The organism is Veillonella sp. 3310 (assembly GCF_003999875.1).
Lineage (GTDB): Bacteria > Bacillota > Negativicutes > Veillonellales > Veillonellaceae > F0422.
This window is the reverse complement of record NZ_RQVJ01000005.1, coordinates 1-19291: the sequence shown is the minus strand read 5'-3', so window position 1 is coordinate 19291 and position 19291 is coordinate 1. Positions and strand designations below refer to the sequence as shown.

Sequence of the window (19291 nt, the reverse complement as noted above, 5' to 3'; positions counted from 1 at the left end):
GCCCTTTATCAATTCTGTATAATTCATACAATTTATTGATAAAATATTAGCATATATCGAAAATTATAGTATACAAAAGGTATCGATATAGTGTATAATATGTATTATTGACTTACACTTATACTAAACGAGAATTATATTATGTAATGTTTGAAATGGGAGAATAACATTGAAAAAAGCAATTTTAACAGCAGCATTATTAGTAACAGTAGGCTCTAGCTTTGCTATGAGCGATGAATTGTATAGCCAAAAGAATCCAGCAAACGTAACAGGCGTAGCTGTTGGCTATGAATTAGTAGCACCAATGCAAGAAACAGTAGTAGCTGTAGAAGATTTAGGTAAAGTATTGGAACGTGCTCATGAAGTTCGTCAAGATTTGGTAAAACGCCAAGTAGCTGGTGAACGTTTGACAGATCGTCAAGATCGTTTTGTTAAACATGATGTAAACCAAGACTTCCTTACTGTATTAGATCGTAATTTAACTAACCGTGTGGAATTCTTCAAACGTGCTCATAACTGGAATGGTGATAACAAATACGAACATTCTGGTAACTATGAAGTATTCCTTAACAAAAATAATGAAAAAGCTACAGAAACTGTAAATGGTTACAGCAATAGCTATGGTTGGAATGTATTACGCAATGTGCGTCAAGATGCATTATCCAATGTAAAAGCAGTATTGGATCAACAAGGTGAAGCTGTTCGTGGCGAAGATATTGCAAAAGCAATTCTTGCGGCAGCAAGCAACAATGCAATGACTGTAAACAATGAAGAACTTCGTTACTACATTAACGAACTTGTTTGGTACACTGCAAAACAAACAGTAAAAGAAACAAATAAACAACTATCTCATGTTTTAAAATAAGATGAACTAGTGTAGAGTGGATATGCTCGATAATAAAGGAGCCATAACAAACCCAGTAGGGAATGTTGTGGCTCCTTTGCTGTGTACGCTTATAGGGATTGAGTGTCTTAGTCTATGGTGATGGGGATTGTATTAATAAGTTGTAAGTATTACATCAAGATGCTATGGTCTGTGTGATGAGTTTTTAGTATGAATATACTGTTATAGCCATCAGTTATGGTATAATAAAAGATAGATTGAGTAGAATATGATTCAGTACGTTATATAGGAGATACAACTTTGAAATATTTAGTATTATCAACAGCATTACTACTGACAGTAGGCACTAGTTTTGGCATGAGTGAAGATATTTTCGGTCGTCAACATCCATCTGAGGTGACAGAAGTGGCGAAGGGCTATCATTTATTAGCGACTATGCCAGAAACTAAGGAAGCTATTGATGACTTGGTTCGTACTTTTGATGGAAAACAAGCGCCAACGATGACGAAGGAATCTATCCAAGGCATGACATTAGATGAGTTAGCTAAATCTGTGAAAGGCAACGATTCTGTGATTCCTACTGCGGTAGTGTCACGCATCACAGCAAAACCAGTTCATGGCATTACCATGGAGGAGTTGTTGACAGCGTTGCAAGAAAAAGGTCAAGGTAAAGTGACTGTGTATGATGGAGCTCAAGTGCTATCCATTTTGGATACTAAGCTTACCAAGCGTTTACGATTCTTTAAACGCATTCACAATTGGCATGGAGATAATCAACTAGATCGTTCTAACCGTCACGAAGAAGCGGCGGCGTTGGCGGCGAATGAAAAGGCAGAAAAAGGAAGTTATGCGTGGTACGTGTTGAAAGATTTGCGCCATGATATTTTGGCAAATATACAACAAGCCATCCAAACTAAAGGTAATGCCTTAACAGGTGAAGATATTGCGATGGCAATTTCCAGTGCAGCAGACAGCAATGCGAAATATGTGAAGAGCGAAGAGCTTCGCTATTACATGAATGAACTTGTGTGGTACTCTGTAACAGAGACAACAAAACAACTAGGTAAATAATCGTTACCAGAAAGGACGATGACTATGCAAGAGATTGTAGTGGGCGGTTTATATCGTCATTTTAAAGGTATGTTATATTATGTCATCGACATTGCCATCCATTCCGAGACGGATGAGCCTCATGTGGTGTACCAACAGCTCTACGGTGAACGTAAAACCTTCGTGCGCCCTTTGGTGATGTTCGCTAGCGAGGTGGACCATGAGAAATATCCTGATGTAGAACAGAAGGACCGCTTTCAGTTGGTGAACGGTTGGGATGAAGAGCAGCATTTGCGCTGAGGAGGACCAGATGGACAAGAAATACTTTTTCTTTGATATCGATAATACCCTAGCGGTCTGGCCGGATGGGGTGATTCCTGACAGTGCCCAGTACTCCTTGGACTATTTGCAGGATAAAGGACATCACGTGGCGCTCGCTACAGGTCGTTTGCAGGCGGATGCCATGCGCTTTGCTAAGATGGCACGGACGCCGAACTTTGTGGCTGATGGGGGCTATAGTATTACAGAAGATTACGAAGTGCAATGGATGCAAGGCATGGATCGGGACCGCTGTGTGCAATACCTCAACTATTTGACGAAACACAATGTGCCTTGGGGTGTGACCCATAAAAATGACTTTGTCCGCATTACTCCCTATGAAAGTGTCCTAACCTGGGATGTGCAATGGGATATGATGAAAACGCAGGTAGTGCCGGAATTAATGCCGGAAGATATTGAACATTTTTACAAGGTCTATGCATTCATCACGGAAGAAGAGGAACAGCGCCGTGGCATCGTGCATATGACGAAGGACCTTATCCGCTATGGAGAGGGATGCGTGTTGTTTGAACCAATGGACAAAGCTTATGGGATTCGGAAAATGATCGATAGCTTTGGGGCGTCCTACCAAGATGTCATCGTCTTTGGTGATGGCTATAATGACCTATCTATGTTCCGACCAGATTGGTTGAACATTGCTATGGGGAATGGACGTGATGCCCTGAAAGAAAAAGCGGATTACGTTACAGCAGCCTGCCATGACGACGGGATTTATAAAGCATTGCAGCATTTTGGATTTATACCAAAGCAGTTTTAGTATGAATGAAGTAGATACTATACTTTCAGCATAACTATATGAAGCGGTTTGAACATCAAAATTAGTTATAGTATAATAAAGCGTAGATATATCGAAATGGGTCTTAAAAGGAGGACATACCATGGATTTAATTCAAAGTTTAAAAGAGCAAGCGAAAGGCTTGGGTAAAAAAATTGTATTGCCAGAATTCGAAGATAGCCGTGTGATCGAAGCAGCGGCTGCGATTTTGAAAGAAGGTTTCTGCGTACCTGTATTGGTGGGTGCAGAAGATAAAATTCAAGCGGCAGCTACAGCAGCTGGCGTATCTTTGGAAGGTGCTGAAATCATCAACCCAGCTACATTCGGCGAATTAAACAAAATGGTAGATACATTTGTAGAATTGCGCGCGAAAAAAGGTATGACACCTGAAAAAGCACACGCTACTATGACTGGCGATGCGTTATTCTTCGGTGCTATGTTAGTTCGTTTAGGCTTGGCTGACGGCATGGTAGCAGGTTCTGCAAGCCCTACTGCAAACGTACTTCGTGCAGCTATCCAAGTAGTAGGTACACAAGCTGGTTTGAAAACTGTATCCAGCTCTATGCTTGTCATCACTGATAAAAAAGAATACGGCGATGACGGCTTGTTGATCTTCTCCGATTGCGGCGTTATCCCTAACCCAACATCTGAACAATTAGCTGATATTGCTGAGTCCAGCGTTGGTAAAGCTCGCTCCGTAGCAGGTATGAAAGAACCTCGTGTATCCTTCTTGTCCTTCTCCACAAAAGGATCTGCTTCTTCTCCAGAAGTTGATAAAGTTGTGGCAGCAGTTGAAGACTTGAAAGGCCGTAACGTAGACTTCGCATTCGATGGCGAATTGCAATTAGATGCGTCCATCGTTCCATCCGTAGCAGAACGTAAAGCTCCAGGATCTCAAGTAGCTGGTAAAGCTAACATCTTGATTTTCCCTGACTTACAAGCTGCTAATATTGGCTACAAATTGGTACAACGCTTTGCTGGCGCTACTGCAATTGGACCAATCATCCAAGGTTTGGCAAAACCAATCCATGACCTTAGCCGTGGTTGCTCCGTAAGCGATATCGTTGACCTTTGTGCAATTGCTGCTGTGGAAGCAAACTAAGTCGTCTCTTGCTATGTTATGTAGCCTGTGGCGTTGTTAACTGAATAAGTAAAAGGGAAGACCGCAATACACCCCCTCAGAAACGGCATTTCATGATGTTTCTTCGGAGGTATATTGCGGTCTTCTTGTATGTATGCTATTTATGCAGCAAAGGAACGCCACAAGGCTACTACACCTAACGGCGCTCCTCAGAGGGAAAACCCGTAACATACTCCTTCTCAAACTGATCCTACGGTAGGTTTGTTCAGGAACATGCCACGCCTTTTTTGTATTTGTTTAATTTGGCTAATAAAAAGCGCCACAAGATGTGCTACGTACAACTGTGTTCCTTAAGAAAAAGACCGCAATACACCCCTCAGAAATGGCATTTCATGATGTTTCTTCGGAGGTATATTGCGGTCTTCTTGTATGTATGCTATTTATGCAGCAAAGGAACGCCACAAGACTACTACCCCTAACGGCTCTACTCAGGGTATAGGTAGGCGATGGGTCGTGATACAACTCAATCTGGGGATAGATTGCCTTTTTATATATGTGGAAGAGAAAATATGTTATAATAAAAGTAATCAATAAAATTATCAATTAGGAGTTAATATGAAAGTTACCTATTTAGAGCATAGTGGTTTTGTCATCGAAGATGGCAAGCGGGTCTATGTATTTGATTACTGGAAAGATCCAGTCGGTGTGGTGGATGCATTAGTGGAACAAGGATATGAGTTACACTTCTTTGTATCCCATATCCATCATGATCATTATGTGAAATCAATTTTCAAATATTTACCATATATATACAGTGTTTGGTATCATGAAGATGTGCCAGCATTGCGAGATGCACAAGCGGTGAGTGATCAATCTGTGCAAGACCGTATTGCGTTTCACTCTATGAAAGTAGGCGACACCTTAGAGGCCGACGGCTTAACTGTCACCATGTTTGGCTCCACGGATGAAGGTGGATCGTTCTTGGTGGATACAGGCACACATCGCATCTTTCACGCAGGAGATTTAAACTGGTGGCATTGGTTAGGAGATACGCCGGAAAATATTGCAGAGGCGAAGGCACTTAAAGAGAAGGAGTTTGCTCCTCTAGCCGGTGTGTCCGTAGATATTATGATGTTCCCAGTGGATGCTCGTTTGGAAGTGGCCCGTGAGTGGGGCGCTATAGATATACTAAGCATAATGAATACCAAACTGTTTATTCCTATGCATGCGAATGGTCCTGTATGGGTTCCATCAGAAACGTTTAGAGAATCCTATCCTACGCAATGGTGTTGGATTCCTACACAGCCAGGGGATGCGGTGGTAGAGGATGTGAAGTAAATGACACCATGGTTACAACGACATGGAGCGACTTTCTTGTTAGTCTTGATGGCAGTCATATTCTTGGTGACTTATCCCTTTCATAGAGATCCCTTCTGGGGGCTCATCACGCATATTTCAGGGGCTGCCATGATTGGTGGATTAGCCGACTGGTATGCGGTGACGGCGTTGTTTACGAAGCCCTTGGGGATTCCTTTCAAAACGGCACTTATCCCTAGGAATAAGGAACGGTTTGTGGAAATGGCACGGCACATGATGGTGGATGAACTCCTTCGGGTGTCCCACATGTACGAGGTGCTGAAACAGGAACGTGTACCGCAGCGGATTGTGTCATTTATGAATAGCAGCACTGGTCGGGGTTATGTGCATGTGTGTGTTGAGGAATTGAAAGACCATGTATTGCCCCATGTGAAAGAAAATTTACTGCAAGAGCAATTGCTAGGTCACATCAAGAACGGTGTGGAGTCTTGGCGAGTGACACCTTTCGTGGTTAGCTTGTGCCGTCAGCTCTTAGAGCCAGAACGAGCAGAAGTGCTATGGATGCACATTAATCGCATGCTCCAACGATTGCTTGCGGCAGAGGGGATTCGTCCCTATGTATTAGGGATGGTGTCATCTGTGATGAACCGCTATGCAGACCATTCTTTTTTACGAGAATTGGCGTTGGCATTGGGAGGGGAATCGCTTTCACCGGAATACATTACGCACATGATACAGGTGAAAGGCTGCGCATATTTGATGAGTCAAGAGTCCTTGCAGTCGCCGCTGGGAAAGGCTGTGTATGAAAAAGCATGGTGGGCAGTGGATGAACTAGCACAGAATGGACAATGGCAACAGAAATTAGAAGATAAAAAGAATGCTTGGTTCCGTGAGTTTATCGAGGATGGCTATGTGTTGGAAGATACGCTAGACTTAGCGCGCTACGTCGAGCAAGGGGAAGAGGAATTGTACCATTTCTTTGAGCGCTTAGAAACGAATGCTGTGAAAGGTCGCAAGGCAGAACGATTTATTTTATTCCAATTGTTACACGTCTTAAATTACGTGCGCCCTTGGATTGAACACATCGTTGTGCGTGAGATGAACCGATTTACACCAGAGGAAATTACTCGTATTCTACAGTCCAAATTAGGCTATGATTTGCAGATGATACGCATCAACGGATCCTTGGTGGGTGCCATCTTAGGCGGTCTCTTCTATGGATTGACCTTGCTGAAAGGAGGGATCCTATGAGCCCTCGCATCATGGAAACACAAAGAAATCCTTATAAAACCTATGCCAATCGACTGCTAATTACCATGGCGGTATTATTTGCTTTTGTGTGGTGGGGTCAGTGGTATATCACGGCTCCTTGGTATGATGGGTTGTATTGGTTTGTTCAGTCTGCTCTCATCGGCAGTGTGGCGGATTGGTTCGCCGTAACGGCTTTATTTCGGAAACCTTTGGGAGTGTCCTTTCATACAGAGCTGATTCCACGAAATAAGAATCGGCTCATTGAGGGAATTATCCGAATGGTGAATACGAAACTTCTCACCTACGACCAATGTAAAAGTGCCATTGAACGGGTGCAGTTTGTGCCTTTCTTAGACCAATATATCCGCAGTGAGGTAGGGCGTAATACAGTGCGCCAAGGGATTGCCACGGTGCTGTCAGAGCTTTGGGACCGTCGAAGTGATCGTGAGTGGGCTCAATGGGGTGCACAGCGGTTGCGAAAATTTTTGCATAATCAATCTTTTATCGGCCCTATGCAACAGACTTTGCTACATGTGTGTGAACACAATCGCTATGAAAGTGTGGTCATTCGAGGGATTGACTATTTGCAGAGAGCATTGTATACGCCGAAGGCACAGCAATGGTTAGAAACAGTCATTGAGGAAGAAATTGAAAAGCGCAAGAAAGATGTAGTGTCTGCCATGCTCATTGGGCTTTCAGAAGGGTTGAACATTGTGAACGTCCAAGAAATGGCAGGAGCCATCATCGAAGAAGTGCATCAAATGTTGGAGCGCTGGAAACAGCCGAATAGCACGGAGCGTTTGGTGTGGTTGCACCAATGGGTGGGGCCGTTGCAACAAATGGCGTCGAACCGGAGCATCACAAAGACATTGGATGATGCTATCCAACAGTGGATCGATGTACAAGATTGGGAGCTCATGTTGGAAGCCTATGTATGCCCTCGCATTCGTGAAGGTATGGTATCTAACGATGGGTCATCACCGATGGCCATTGCCTTGGAATCGAGCTTTCAAGAGTTGTGGAATCATTACTGTGAAGAGCCGGGTATGGTAGAACGTCTAGAAGAAGCGTTGACGCATATTATGTTGCATATTGCATCGAAGAGCCATGGATTTATTGGCATTATCATCCGTGAAGTGCTACAAAGTTTGAGCACAGAACGGTTCATCCATTTTATTGAAAGCAAGGTGGAAGAAGACCTCGCTTGGATTCGTATTAACGGTGCCCTCGTAGGTGGCGTAGCAGGACTAGGAACATGGTTGTTCCTGTACTATGTGTATGAGCCGGTATTACGCATTTGGGGTATGTGATAGGATAAGAGTGCGATGCGTACTGAATATCCTTGAAAAGTACGATATATTTCATGCCTTATGTACGAGTATGTATGCCAATGACAGATACCTTTAGAGGTTAGCGGTTGCTTATGTATTATAAAAATCGTATATAGTAAAAAATAGGGGACCCAGATTCGTTGGAATCGGGTCCCCTATTTCTCATTTGAAAGTTCTATATGGTTGCAGCTCTCTAATTGAGACATATAGGTAATGAAAAAGTTTCGTTGTTACAGGTATATGATTATGCTTGTTGTACAGTATTAAGGCTTAGTTCTAAGTCTTTGATCATTTGTAGATCATCCATAGGAGAGCGCCCAGCTGTTGTTAGGTAGCCACCTACCATGATACCGTTCAAGCCGCCTTTTAATGCGTAAGCTTGCAAGTCACGAAGGTTGACTTCACGACCACCAGCGGTACGGATCAATGCATTCGGTAATACGAAGCGGAACACAGCGAAGGTACGAAGGATTTCCAATGGAGGAATTGGTTCGTTGTTTTCGAATGGTGTGTTCTTGATAGGGTTAAGAATGTTCAATGGAACGGAGTCTACCCCTAATCGTTTTAATTCGAATGCCATTTCAACACGTTGTTCTTTGGTTTCGTTCAAGCCTAAGATACCACCAGAGCAAACGCGAATGCCAGCTTTTTGGGCATTGGAGATAGTAGACATTTTATCTTCATAAGAATGTGTGGTACAAATATCTGGGAAATGGCTTGGTGCCGTTTCGATGTTGGAGTGATAGCGTGTCACACCGATTTCTTTCAATTGCACTGCTTGCTCGTAAGTCAATAGACCAAGGGAGCAGCAAATTTCTAAGCCAGTTTCTTTACGAATACGAGTGAGAGCGCTCAAAATTTGCTCAAACTCTTTAGGGTTGTTTGTGTTACGACCACTTGTTACGATGGAGAAGCGGATAGCACCAGCTTCTTTCGCTTTTTTAGCAGCGTTCACAATTTCATCCTCTTCCATGAAAGGATACACAGTAACACCAGTGTCATGATGGGCGGATTGAGCACAGAATTTACAGTTTTCTGGGCATTTACCGGAACGGGCGTTCACGATGGCACATAGGTCTACTGTATCGTCATTGAATTTTTGACGGATTTTGTCAGCCATAGCCAATAGTATCATAGTGTCTTCGTCAGATGTGTGAATCAATTGTTCTGCTTCTTCACGAGTGATCTCGCCACCATCTAATACTTTTTGTGCGTATGCTATGATTGTTTCATATGAAATAGATTTTGATACAGTTTCCATAATTACACCTCGTAATTTTCATTTGATTTTAATGACTACATCATAATGACTACATTATATATCCATTGTTAACTTGAGTCAATAGTGATAGTGTTAACATTTAAGTCGTCACTTGGTTCGCTACTTAGCCTGTGGGTCGCCTCTTGTAATACTATGTAGCCTGTGGCGTGTTTAACTCGATAAAGGGAAGAGCACGACATACCCTTATATAGCTTGTCACGTTCAGTTAATATTTTATGAAGCAAACAGAAGAGCAGGGCACATTCCTTCAGAAACGGTATTTCATAATGTTTCTTCAGGAACATGCCCTGCTCTTTTAGAAAATATGTGATTATGATATATATGAACGTGACTCTAGACTTATTATGTTCAGGGCACACTGTGCTCTTCTTTGAGTTTGTGTGATTTAGGTAGTAAGGGGCGCCACAAAGGCTGCTACGTGTAACTGCGTTTCTCAGGGGACTGAAAGAGCACGGTATACCTTATATAGCTTGTCACGTTCAGTTAATATTTTATGAAGCAAACAGAAGAGCAGGGCAGATTCCTTCAGAAACGGTATTTCATAATGTTTCTTCAGGAATCTGCCCTGCTCTTTTAGGGAATATGTGATTATGATATATATGAACGTGACTCTAGACTTATTATATTCAGGGCACGCCGTGCTCTTCTTTAGACTTGTGCAATTTAGGTAGTAAGGGGCGCCACAAAGGCTGCTACGTATAACTGCGTTGCTCATAGGACTGAAAGAAGGGGATAAGTACTTATCAAAGAAATCCTGAGGTTGCTTATTTAGGGGGGTATTTTAAATTTCTGCGATTATATAATATTATTCTATATGTAGAATTTATGCTATAATAGGTTTGTAGAAGAGTTAATGACGTGATGTTAGGCTCATCTCTTCCTAATATGGGAGGAGGTGGTTGCTATGACTAAGTATGAAAAAATCTCCTTGATTATTTCTATTGCTAGTTTAGCAATTCAATTCATTGATCTAGTAAAATAGACAATGAAAAAGCCTAACGGATAAGGTCTCACACACCTTAGCACGTTAGGCAAATTCAGTTTCAGTATCTTTAAGATGAGCCTAACGCCAGCACACGTTATTAGCTCTTCTTTTTTATAAGATAAGTATAGCATTGTTTATTGCTAAATGCAAATATCGCTAGAGTTTACGTGAGTATATGGAGAAAAATTATTGAAATTATAAGTGATAGGTGATACAATAAGCGTAGCTAAAGATTTTATAAAGAAAAGCACACAAAAACTCCCTAGGGTGCCACCTAGGGAGTTTTACTTTGTATTATTTATAGATCAATACAAAATCTAGGATTGTTACAAGTGGAATAGCAATTCAATCCATTTGCGAATATAGTAGCCAATTACATTCACCAAAATTGCCTTAAAAAGAGATTTTATAAAGAAAGTCACATTATCACCTCCTCCTGTTACGGAATCGGTTTCACCTGTAACGAGATTAGTATACCATAAACAGTTATTTAAATATATGCGTACTGTTGATAGTTAAGTCGAGTTTATAACGATAAAAATACTTTTGGTGTAGTCATTTTTCGTGTTTACTTTTATAATATAAGGTAAGAATATATCTTAGAAACGATGGTTCAGAATTTTGAAGGTAGCGGTGTAAGGAATGTAACTACTAAAGAAGCGAGAACAAAAAAGATATATACATTTAAGGACGTAAGGTTTGTTGTTTTGGAGGGTCTAGATGATTGTCCTAGATGCGAATGCAGGGGTTCCCATGTACGAGCAGGTATATGAGGCTGTAAAAGTGCATATTGAGCAGGGCTTGTTCCGTCCAGGGCAGCGTCTTCCTTCTATACGGGCTATGGCAGCGCAGTTGGGTGTCAGCAAGATTACGGTGGAGCAAGCGTATTTGCAGTTGGCAACGGAAGGATATATTCAAGCTCATAATAAGGCGCCTTATGAGGTATTGGAGATTCCTCAGCCTTTGGAGGGATATTATGACAGGATAACTCATACTGACACTTCGTCTAATCAAACATATGGAATCATAGGTGACAGAGTAGAATCTAAGCAAGGTGTTTTTTCCTCAATGCAATCAAAGGGTATCTTTCAAAGTGTAAGCGGTGATATGAATCATAAGTCAGAAGAGCCAATATCGTATTGTGATAGGAGTACGGTTTGTACAGCAGCGCATACTTTGCATGAAGAAACGAATAGACAGCCCCATCCCATCCTCTATAACTTCTCTACTGGTGCTATGGATCCAGAGGGCTTCGATTTTAAACGGTGGAAGCGCTTTATTGGCTACGCCTTACGAGATACGAAACGGCTTATGACGTATGGTCAGCTAGAAGGTGAACCTGAGCTACGGTCCGCATTGAATCAATATTTGCAACAGGCACGAGGTGTGCGGGCATCGGCAGAGCGGGTGCTTGTGACCAGTGGTACCCTCAATTCGTTGCATATGATTGCGTCCTTGTTACAACGTCAAGGGAAATCCAAGGTAGCCATCGATCGCCAAAGCCCTAGTTTTGCCAAGGCTGTATGGAAAGACTATGGATTTTCTGTTGTAGAGGTGGATACAGGAGAGTCACAATGGATTCCCACGTTAGAAGCAGCCAATGTGGAAGTGGTATACTGTATGCCATCTCACGGCGATAGTATGGGTCGCATTATGACAATCCAAGAGCGGACAGAGTTATTGCGGTGGGCGCAGAGTCGAAGTGCTTTCATCATAGAAGACGATTATGACAGTGAACTTCGTTATTATGGAAAGCCAGTGTTATCGTTGCAGGGCATGGATCTGCAAGATTGCGTCATTTATATGGGCACGCCGTCGAAGGTGCTACCGCCGTCGATTCGGTTGAGTTACCTAGTGTTGCCGGTGATTCTCTATGAGGACTTTCACAAGCACCACAAGGCCTATGGGCAAAGTGCAGGCGTGTTAGAGCAGTTGGCATGGGCCATGTACATGGATGAAGGGGAGTGGCATAAGCAAATTCGTCGCCTTCGCAAACATTATTTAGAAAAAAGTAAGTATTTTACAAGTCTGTTGCGCCACTATTTGGATGATACCTATGAGGTTATCGATCCAGAGGGCGGTGTCTATGCGGGGATTCGTAAGGTGCACAATAAGGGCGATGTGTTTCGTCTGCGAGCGTTAAAGTCTGGTTGCGACATTAAGGTCATAGACAGAGATGAGACCGGTATTGTAGAGGTGTTGTTATCGTTCAGCGGTATACCGACCCGTGACTTAGAGCGGGCGGTGCAGGTATTAGCTGAGGCTTGGAAAGGGTTATAATATGGGCATACCATTTCGATTCATACAATGTGGGGATCTCCATTTAGGGGCGCCCTTTCGCTATTTAAAATCTTTTGGCAGATCCTTGGACGAGGCCATGATGCGCGCCACCTATGGGTCCTTTCAGAATATCGTGAACCTAGCCATCCGTCAGCGTGTGGCAGCAGTGCTTATTACGGGGGACGTCTATGATGGGGTGGACCATCCCCTTGAGGCGGAGATGCACTTTGTGCGTGCCTGTGAAAGTCTCGCTAAGGAGCACATTCCTGTCTATGTAGTGCAAGGTAATCATGATCCTTCTGAAAGTTGGAAACGGCATATGCTATTGCCAGACAATGTCCATATCTGCGCAGCGGACCGAGTGGATCGGTTTTCTCTCATGGTGCGTGGGCAAGAGGTGGCAGGCATCTATGGTCGCAGTATTTCCAGCGATACTCAGTATGAGGACCTAGCGTCGGACATCCATCCTTTACGCAGTGATCCTTTTTCCATTGCCCTTGTGCATGGAACGGTAGGCAGTCATGAGGGACATGACCAGACGGGTCCTTGTTCCTTCGATGCGTTGCGCCGGATTCCCATTCAATATTGGGCGTTTGGTCACATTCACAAGCGCCAGATTTTGAGTGAACAACCTCATATCGTTTATGCGGGGAATAGCCAAGGCTTGCACCGTGGTGAAAGTGGCCCAAAAGGGTGCTATTTGGTGGATGTATCTAGCCGTGGCAGTGTGGAGGTACACTTTCACGAGACCAATGCGATCCGATTTGCAGAAGATACTATTGATTTAGGACAAGTGCAATCGGTAGTAGAGATGCTAGAAATGTTGCGCCACAAAAAAGAAATGATCCGAAAACCGGGTATGTCTATTTTGTTGACTCTTAGGCTTATTGGAGAAGGACCTTTGTCCGAAGTGGCATGTGACAATGCAGTGCGTGTAGCTTGGATGGAGGAAGCCCAAGCGGAAGAAAGTGGCAAGCACGGCGTGTATATCATCGGCATAGAATGCGATACTTTCAGTACGGGTAAGCAAGGTGCTGCGCCAGGTATGGTCAGCGATTATGTGAAAGCCTTGGAGGCGATGGATACGGGTACGGATTCGTTAATGAACATTGTGAAAGAACGACCAGAGTGGAAACGCTTGGGCATGTATAGTCGTTTGGTGACGGGCGACATGGTACAGGTTGCCTATGAGAAGGCACGACGGGAAGGCATCCGGTTATTACAGGGGAATGAGTATGAAGATTAAAGAAATATATATAGAACACTATGGCCCCTATGAACAGTGGACCTTTCAACCCCATGAAAGTGGGTTGCATGTGCTATACGGACCGAATGGAAGCGGAAAAACAACACTACTTCAAGCCTTTCGTGGCATTTTGCTAGGCACGAAACGGAAAGAAGAACCTGTAGAGGGTCATATTGTGGTGGAACGAGACAGTAAGACGTACCACATCGGTCGCAAAGGAAAAACGTTGGACTTTTACGAAGTGGGTGGTCAGCGGTATACGGTGGAACCGGCGGAATTGTGGTGGCAAGGGTTAGAGAAAAAGACCTATGATCGCATTTTTGCTATTACCTTGGATGACTTACAAGGGGTGGACATTATCCAAGAGGTGGACGTGCGCACACGGTTCTTTGGTGCCGAAGGTGGCGAATCTTTAGGAACCCTCGTGAAAGATGTGGATGAACTGGCCAGCCAATTGCTAGTGGCATCGCCTACGGGAAAGCGGACCATCAATACGTTGTTAGATCGATTGCAAGAGGTGGAACGAGATATTCGTAAGCTACAACAAGGAGAGCAAGAGTACTATACGTGGCAAGCCTCCTTGGAAACGCTGGAAAAGAAAGAAGCTACCTTGCAGGAACAACGACAAGAGCGGAAGGAATATCTACAAGATGTAGAGAGAGTTCTTCGTGCCTGGGATACGTATAAACGTGGGGAAGAAGCAAAACAAAAAATGCTCCAATTTCACGTAGAAGAGTCATTAGAGCGAGAGAAGTTTTTAGAATTAGATGAAGAAATACGCCGTTGTCAGGAATACATGCGTGTGTGGCGTGGCAAGGAAGAGGGCTTGATGCCAGATAACTTCGACCCAGAAGATAGACTAGGTATGTATGAACAAGAGATTGAAAGTTTGTACCAAGAAGTATCAAAATGGACGCAATTAGAAAAAGAATGCCGTGAAGGAGATTTATACTTAGAAAAGGTAAAAGCTCAGTTGGCATTTATTCGTAAGTCCCATGTGTATTGGCGCGATGTGGAAGATTTCCCAAGTGATGTGAATTGGTACGATGGGGAGCAAGTGGCAGGTCAGTTGCGCAGCGCCCGTGAGGCTTATGAGGCATGGCAACGACGAGAGCCGTTTCCGCAAGATGATCGAGCTCGTGAGGTAACGGAAACAGTAACAGCCCTAGAAACTAAGCATAGGAATCTAATAGCCTTGAAAGAGGCTTACTTAGCACAAGAACTTACGGACTCCGTAGTGCCGGTGAAATCTGGGCGCTCCTATTATCTAGGTTCCGCAGTGTTGGGGGTGCTAGGGGTGGCTTTATTGGCGTGGCATATGACCTATGCAGAGACGATTGGTGTACAGGCCATAGGGGGAGCGGTAGGCATATTGCTAGGCATAGGTCTGGCCTACCAAGGGTATCGGACTGGAAACATAGTTCCAGAGGTTGCAAGCAAAACTACTAAGGATGTTTCTGACTTAGAAGCTAAAGCGGGACGATCTATGCCGGCTACAGAATCTGACTATGAAAGTTTACTTTCAGAGATACAGGCAGTTGAGGAGGAAATCAAAGAATACGGAGACGATGTGAGCCATTTCAAAGCCTACGAAGTGATGAAAGCACAGTGGGTGGCAGAAGGTAAAATCTTAGAGGCGGCAGGTAGTGCGGCCATGGATGCATGGGAAGCGTGGTTGCCAAAGGCGGCTAAACAGACGAACCGGGATGATGCGTTCTACGGCATGAAGGAAGAATACCAAGCTTATCATGAGCGATTACGCGAATTTGAAGGATACCAAAAGCAAGTGCGGTTGCATCATGAACAACTAGAAGCCATCGTGAATCGATGCCGGAACTTGTGGGCGTCCTTGCAGATGAACACGGTGCCATCCATCGTAGAGCTACGAGTGGTGTATAATCAGTTGCAATTGCACAAGCAAAATCGTGTGCGGTGGGAGCAAAAGGAAAGTCAACGCAAAAATTATCGCGAAGAGTATGCCGCATGGAGCAAGAAGGAAAAAGAATTATTCCTTGCCCAAGAAGAACTGGTTCAAAAGGGCGGCATGAAGAGTGCCGCAGAATATCGTCAGCGTTTGTTGCAACAAGATCAGCATAAACAATGGGAGACCATTTATCGCCAAAGCCAACGGCAATTGGAATTGTTGGCGCCTAAAGAGTTTCATAGAGATGTATGGTACCGCCGTTTGCAAGGCAATGATAAAAGCAAATGGGAATTGGAGTACTCTCGCAGTGAAACGGAATTGGCGAATATTGAATCATCCCTACAGGCGTTGTATGAAGAGCGAGGCACCTTGCAAGAATCTATGCGCCACTTGAGTACATCCCATGCAGTGTCGGAAGCATTGCTGAAAAAAGAACAGCTAGAAGCGGAGCTCAGGGAAGCCTTGGAAGCGTGGATGACCTATGTGTTTATCAACCATGGTATGGAGCTGGCGCAACAAGAATACGAAACAGATCGGCAACCGGCTATGCTGGCGAGAGCGTCTGATTATGTGAAAGCCATGACGGGTGGCATCTATACATTGCACATGGATGACACACATAAGGGTGCCTATGTGAAAGACACTACAGGTCGGGAAATTCCCTTAGGAAAATGGAGCAGTGGCTTGGGCGATCAAGTATACTTGGCATTGCGACTAAGCCTAGCAGAATCCTTCGCGGAAAAGATAGAATCCATGCCGTTACTGTTGGATGACGTGTTGGTGCGCTTTGATTTAGAACGACAAAAACTAACATTACAGGTGATAGAAACATTAAGTGAACATAGGCAAGTGTTTTTGTTTACATGCCATGAGACGACTAGCCAACTGGCTAGTGAGCGGATACATCGTTACGACCTTACTTGTGACGTTACTTGTAACGCTATGTAGGTCGTCACTTGTAACGCTATGTAGCCTGTGGCGGTCATTATCTGAATAGGGCAAAGGGAAACGAGCAACACATTCCTTCACAAACGGTATTTCATAATGTTTGTTCAGGAACATGTTGCTCATTTCTGTGTTTCGTATATTTAGTGAGTAAAGGCCGCCACAAGGCTACTACACGTGACGGCATTCCTCAGGGGACTCCTTTTTTTGTTGCTTTAATTATAGTGATTTTTAAGATTTAGGCAGCAATGAAAGTTCACGTTATGAGTAATTTTGTAGTATAATATAAATTGTAAGAGTCACCAACGTGAGTTGGGTTCATCTCTTCCTATTATGGGGGGAGGTGGTACTATGAAAAAATTTAGAAAAATTTATAGATTGATTTTAATTCTAAAGTTAATAGTACAACTCATTGATTTGTTTAAGTAATTAATGAGAAAGCCTAACGTAAAACGTAAGTATTGAGAGTACTTACACACGTTAGGCCGTCCATTTTGATGTTCTTGAGATGAGCCTAACGCCAATCACACGTTGATGGCTCTTCTTTTGTTGCTTTCATTATAGCACGGTTTATAGATGCATTACAAGGTAAACATATGTGATGGGGTTCGTGTGCTAGATATTCCTCTTTAAGAGTAGTATAATACTCTCTATATGAGAGGAGCGGATGATGAACTATTCTTGGATACGGAAATATTGGATATATATAACAGTGGTGATGGTGCTAATCATTGCCGGCGGTGTGTTCGCATGGATGCAACCCAAAACGGTGCAGGTGGTGAACCCCGTGGAACGTCAAATGCCGGTGCGCATCAGTCATGAGGCGAATATTACGGCATTGCATAAGGCTAGCGTGGAACCAACAGTGTCGGGACCGGTGTCTACTTTCACGGTGAAAGTAGGTGATATGGTGAAAGCAGGTCAAGTGCTGGCTATGATTGATACCACATCACTACAACAACAGTTACAGTCTCTATTAGGGCAGTTGCAGGAAGCACGTAGTCGTGCGCCACAACAGAGTACATCTACTACGGTAGTAGGTGGTAGTGTGTCATCAGCGGATGTAGAGCGGGCACGATATATGCGTGATGCTGGTATTATTACGAACCGAGAGTTTGAATCGATTGCGGCCAGGGCACAATCACAAGTGGTAACGGTTCCGTCCTATGCAGGTGCTTCAGGGGTAGATACTTCTGGAATAGAGGCTGCTATTGCAAAAATACAAGCACAAATGGCGGCTGCCCAAATACTTTCACCCATGGAAGGAAAGGTGGCGGCTATCTATAATGAAGATAGAAAAATTGCTATCGAGGGAAAACCGTTGTTACTAATACAACAAGATTCCCCAGTGGTGGCCACGTTGAGTGTACCGCAAAGCTTTGGTGCGATTTTGAAACAGCCTAATGTCACAGATGGCGTGCAAGTGTATTTAGATGTTAATGGACAACAGGTACCAGGACAAATTACATTTGTAGGAACGGAATCGGGACCGAGCATCACTGTGAAAGCAACTTTCAATGTGCAGCCGGGGCAAGTGACGATTGGCGAGTTCTACACATTAGTCATCGAAACAAAAGCGCAAGCGCCGGCTCTTACGTTGCCTATGGAAGTCATTCATGATGGAGAAAATGGTAAGTTTGTATATGTAGTGACAGAAAATAATACGATTGATATACGGACCATCGAGACGGGATTAGAAATGGATGGTGTGGTGACCATATTGGATGGGTTATATCCAGAAGATCGAGTGGTGACAAATAAAGGGAACTACGAACTAGGCGAAAGCGTTCACTTGTGATGCTATGTAGCCTGTGGTGGTTATAACTGAATAAGATAAAAGGGAAGAGCACGGCATACTCCTCACAAACGTATTTCATAATGTTTGTTCGGAGCACGCCGTGCTCTTCTTATATTTATGTAATTTAGCCTATAATACCGCCACAAGGCTACTACGCATAACTGCATTCTCTAAGCGAAGGGATATATTGGTCGTTTCTGTATTTACATCATAATTAATATAAGACCGCTACAAGGCTGCTACGCTTAAGGGCGTTCTCTTGGGGATGATGTATGGGAAGAGCACGGCATACTCCTCACAAACGGTATTTCATAATGTTTGTTCGGAGCACGCCGTGCTCTTCTTATATTTATGTAATTTAGCCTATAATACCGTCACAAGGCTATACGATTAACGGCGTTCTCTAAGCGAAAGGAATAATGTATTGGCAGAGGCCGGCATACGAGCAACATATTCCTCCACAGACTAATCATACAGTAGATTTGTACAGGAACATATGGCTCGTTTCTATATTTACATCGTGATTAATTAATATAAGACCGCCATAGGGATGCTATGCCTAAGTGCCCTCTCTTAAAAGGGGTAAAAGAAAATTTAAATTGGGGGTTGCTTTTTATTTGGAAATAGAATATACTATAAAACATGTTCGAGAGGACAAGGTGTTCACACTTCTGTAAGTGATGAGCAAAAAAAGATTAAAAATAACTGTTGACACGAACTTGTGAATCTGTTATTATAATCTAGTCGCCACAACACAGTGTTGTGGATGACAAAGTTGATCTTTGAAAACTGAACAATGTAAGGTAATTACTTCGAAAGAAGTAAACATAAGCCAGAGTGCGG

13 protein-coding genes are annotated in these 19291 nt (G+C 43.4%); 12 read left to right on the top strand and 1 reads right to left on the bottom strand.

The annotated features are described in order from the left end of the window. Positions 1-169 precede the first annotated feature (169 nt). The 8 genes from EO127_RS06860 to EO127_RS06825 all read left to right on the top strand — a co-directional run bounded on the left by EO127_RS06860 (position 170) and on the right by EO127_RS06825 (position 7967). Entirely contained in the window at positions 170-865 is a 696-nt protein-coding gene (locus EO127_RS06860; protein WP_127448701.1) for a hypothetical protein, read from the top strand. 279 nt (positions 866-1144) lie between these two features. Continuing rightward, positions 1145-1915, top strand: coding sequence for a hypothetical protein (locus EO127_RS06855; RefSeq protein ID WP_127448700.1), 771 nt, complete (start codon positions 1145-1147; stop codon positions 1913-1915). Positions 1916-1939: 24 nt separating this feature from the next. Beyond that, on the top strand, positions 1940-2194 hold the full coding sequence (locus EO127_RS06850; protein ID WP_127448699.1) for a DUF1653 domain-containing protein: 255 nt from the start codon (positions 1940-1942) through the stop codon (positions 2192-2194). Positions 2195-2204: 10 nt separating this feature from the next. Then, positions 2205-2990 carry an HAD family hydrolase gene (locus tag EO127_RS06845; RefSeq protein ID WP_127448698.1) on the top strand — a complete coding sequence of 262 codons (786 nt, stop codon included), beginning with the start codon at positions 2205-2207 and terminating at the stop codon, positions 2988-2990. 121 nt (positions 2991-3111) lie between these two features. Then, entirely contained in the window at positions 3112-4110 is a 999-nt protein-coding gene (gene pta / locus EO127_RS06840; RefSeq protein ID WP_126938417.1) for a phosphate acetyltransferase, read from the top strand. Between the two features lie 594 nt (positions 4111-4704). Beyond that, on the top strand, positions 4705-5427 hold the full coding sequence (locus tag EO127_RS06835; RefSeq protein WP_127448697.1) for an MBL fold metallo-hydrolase: 723 nt from the start codon (positions 4705-4707) through the stop codon (positions 5425-5427). Beyond that, positions 5428-6657, top strand: a complete 1230-nt coding sequence (locus EO127_RS06830; protein ID WP_127448696.1) for a DUF445 domain-containing protein — start codon at positions 5428-5430, stop codon at positions 6655-6657. Next, the gene (locus tag EO127_RS06825; RefSeq protein WP_127448695.1) at positions 6654-7967 is read left to right on the top strand and encodes a DUF445 domain-containing protein; all 1314 of its coding nucleotides are present in this window, start codon (positions 6654-6656) and stop codon (positions 7965-7967) included. Before EO127_RS06830 ends, EO127_RS06825 begins: the two co-directional genes overlap by 4 nt. A gap of 265 nt (positions 7968-8232) precedes the next feature. On the opposite strand, the gene bioB is transcribed toward EO127_RS06825, so the two are convergent. Further along, the gene (bioB, locus tag EO127_RS06820; RefSeq protein ID WP_127448694.1) at positions 8233-9249 is read right to left on the bottom strand and encodes a biotin synthase BioB; all 1017 of its coding nucleotides are present in this window, start codon (positions 9247-9249) and stop codon (positions 8233-8235) included. Positions 9250-10975: 1726 nt separating this feature from the next. On the opposite strand from bioB, the gene EO127_RS06810 reads away from it, so the two are divergent. The 4 genes from EO127_RS06810 to EO127_RS06795 all read left to right on the top strand — a co-directional run bounded on the left by EO127_RS06810 (position 10976) and on the right by EO127_RS06795 (position 18448). Next, positions 10976-12535 (top strand): PLP-dependent aminotransferase family protein, encoded by a 1560-nt coding sequence (locus tag EO127_RS06810; RefSeq protein ID WP_240646041.1) that lies wholly within the window; start codon positions 10976-10978, stop codon positions 12533-12535. Position 12536: 1 nt separating this feature from the next. Next, complete coding sequence (locus EO127_RS06805; RefSeq protein WP_127448693.1) at positions 12537-13781, top strand: DNA repair exonuclease; 1245 nt, start codon at positions 12537-12539, stop codon at positions 13779-13781. Then, complete coding sequence (locus tag EO127_RS06800) at positions 13771-16653, top strand: AAA family ATPase (RefSeq protein WP_164742312.1); 2883 nt, start codon at positions 13771-13773, stop codon at positions 16651-16653. The genes EO127_RS06805 and EO127_RS06800 overlap by 11 nt, the downstream gene beginning before the upstream one ends. Before the next feature lie 664 nt (positions 16654-17317). Further along, complete coding sequence (locus EO127_RS06795) at positions 17318-18448, top strand: efflux RND transporter periplasmic adaptor subunit (RefSeq protein WP_240646039.1); 1131 nt, start codon at positions 17318-17320, stop codon at positions 18446-18448. The last annotated feature ends 843 nt before the right edge of the window (positions 18449-19291 follow it).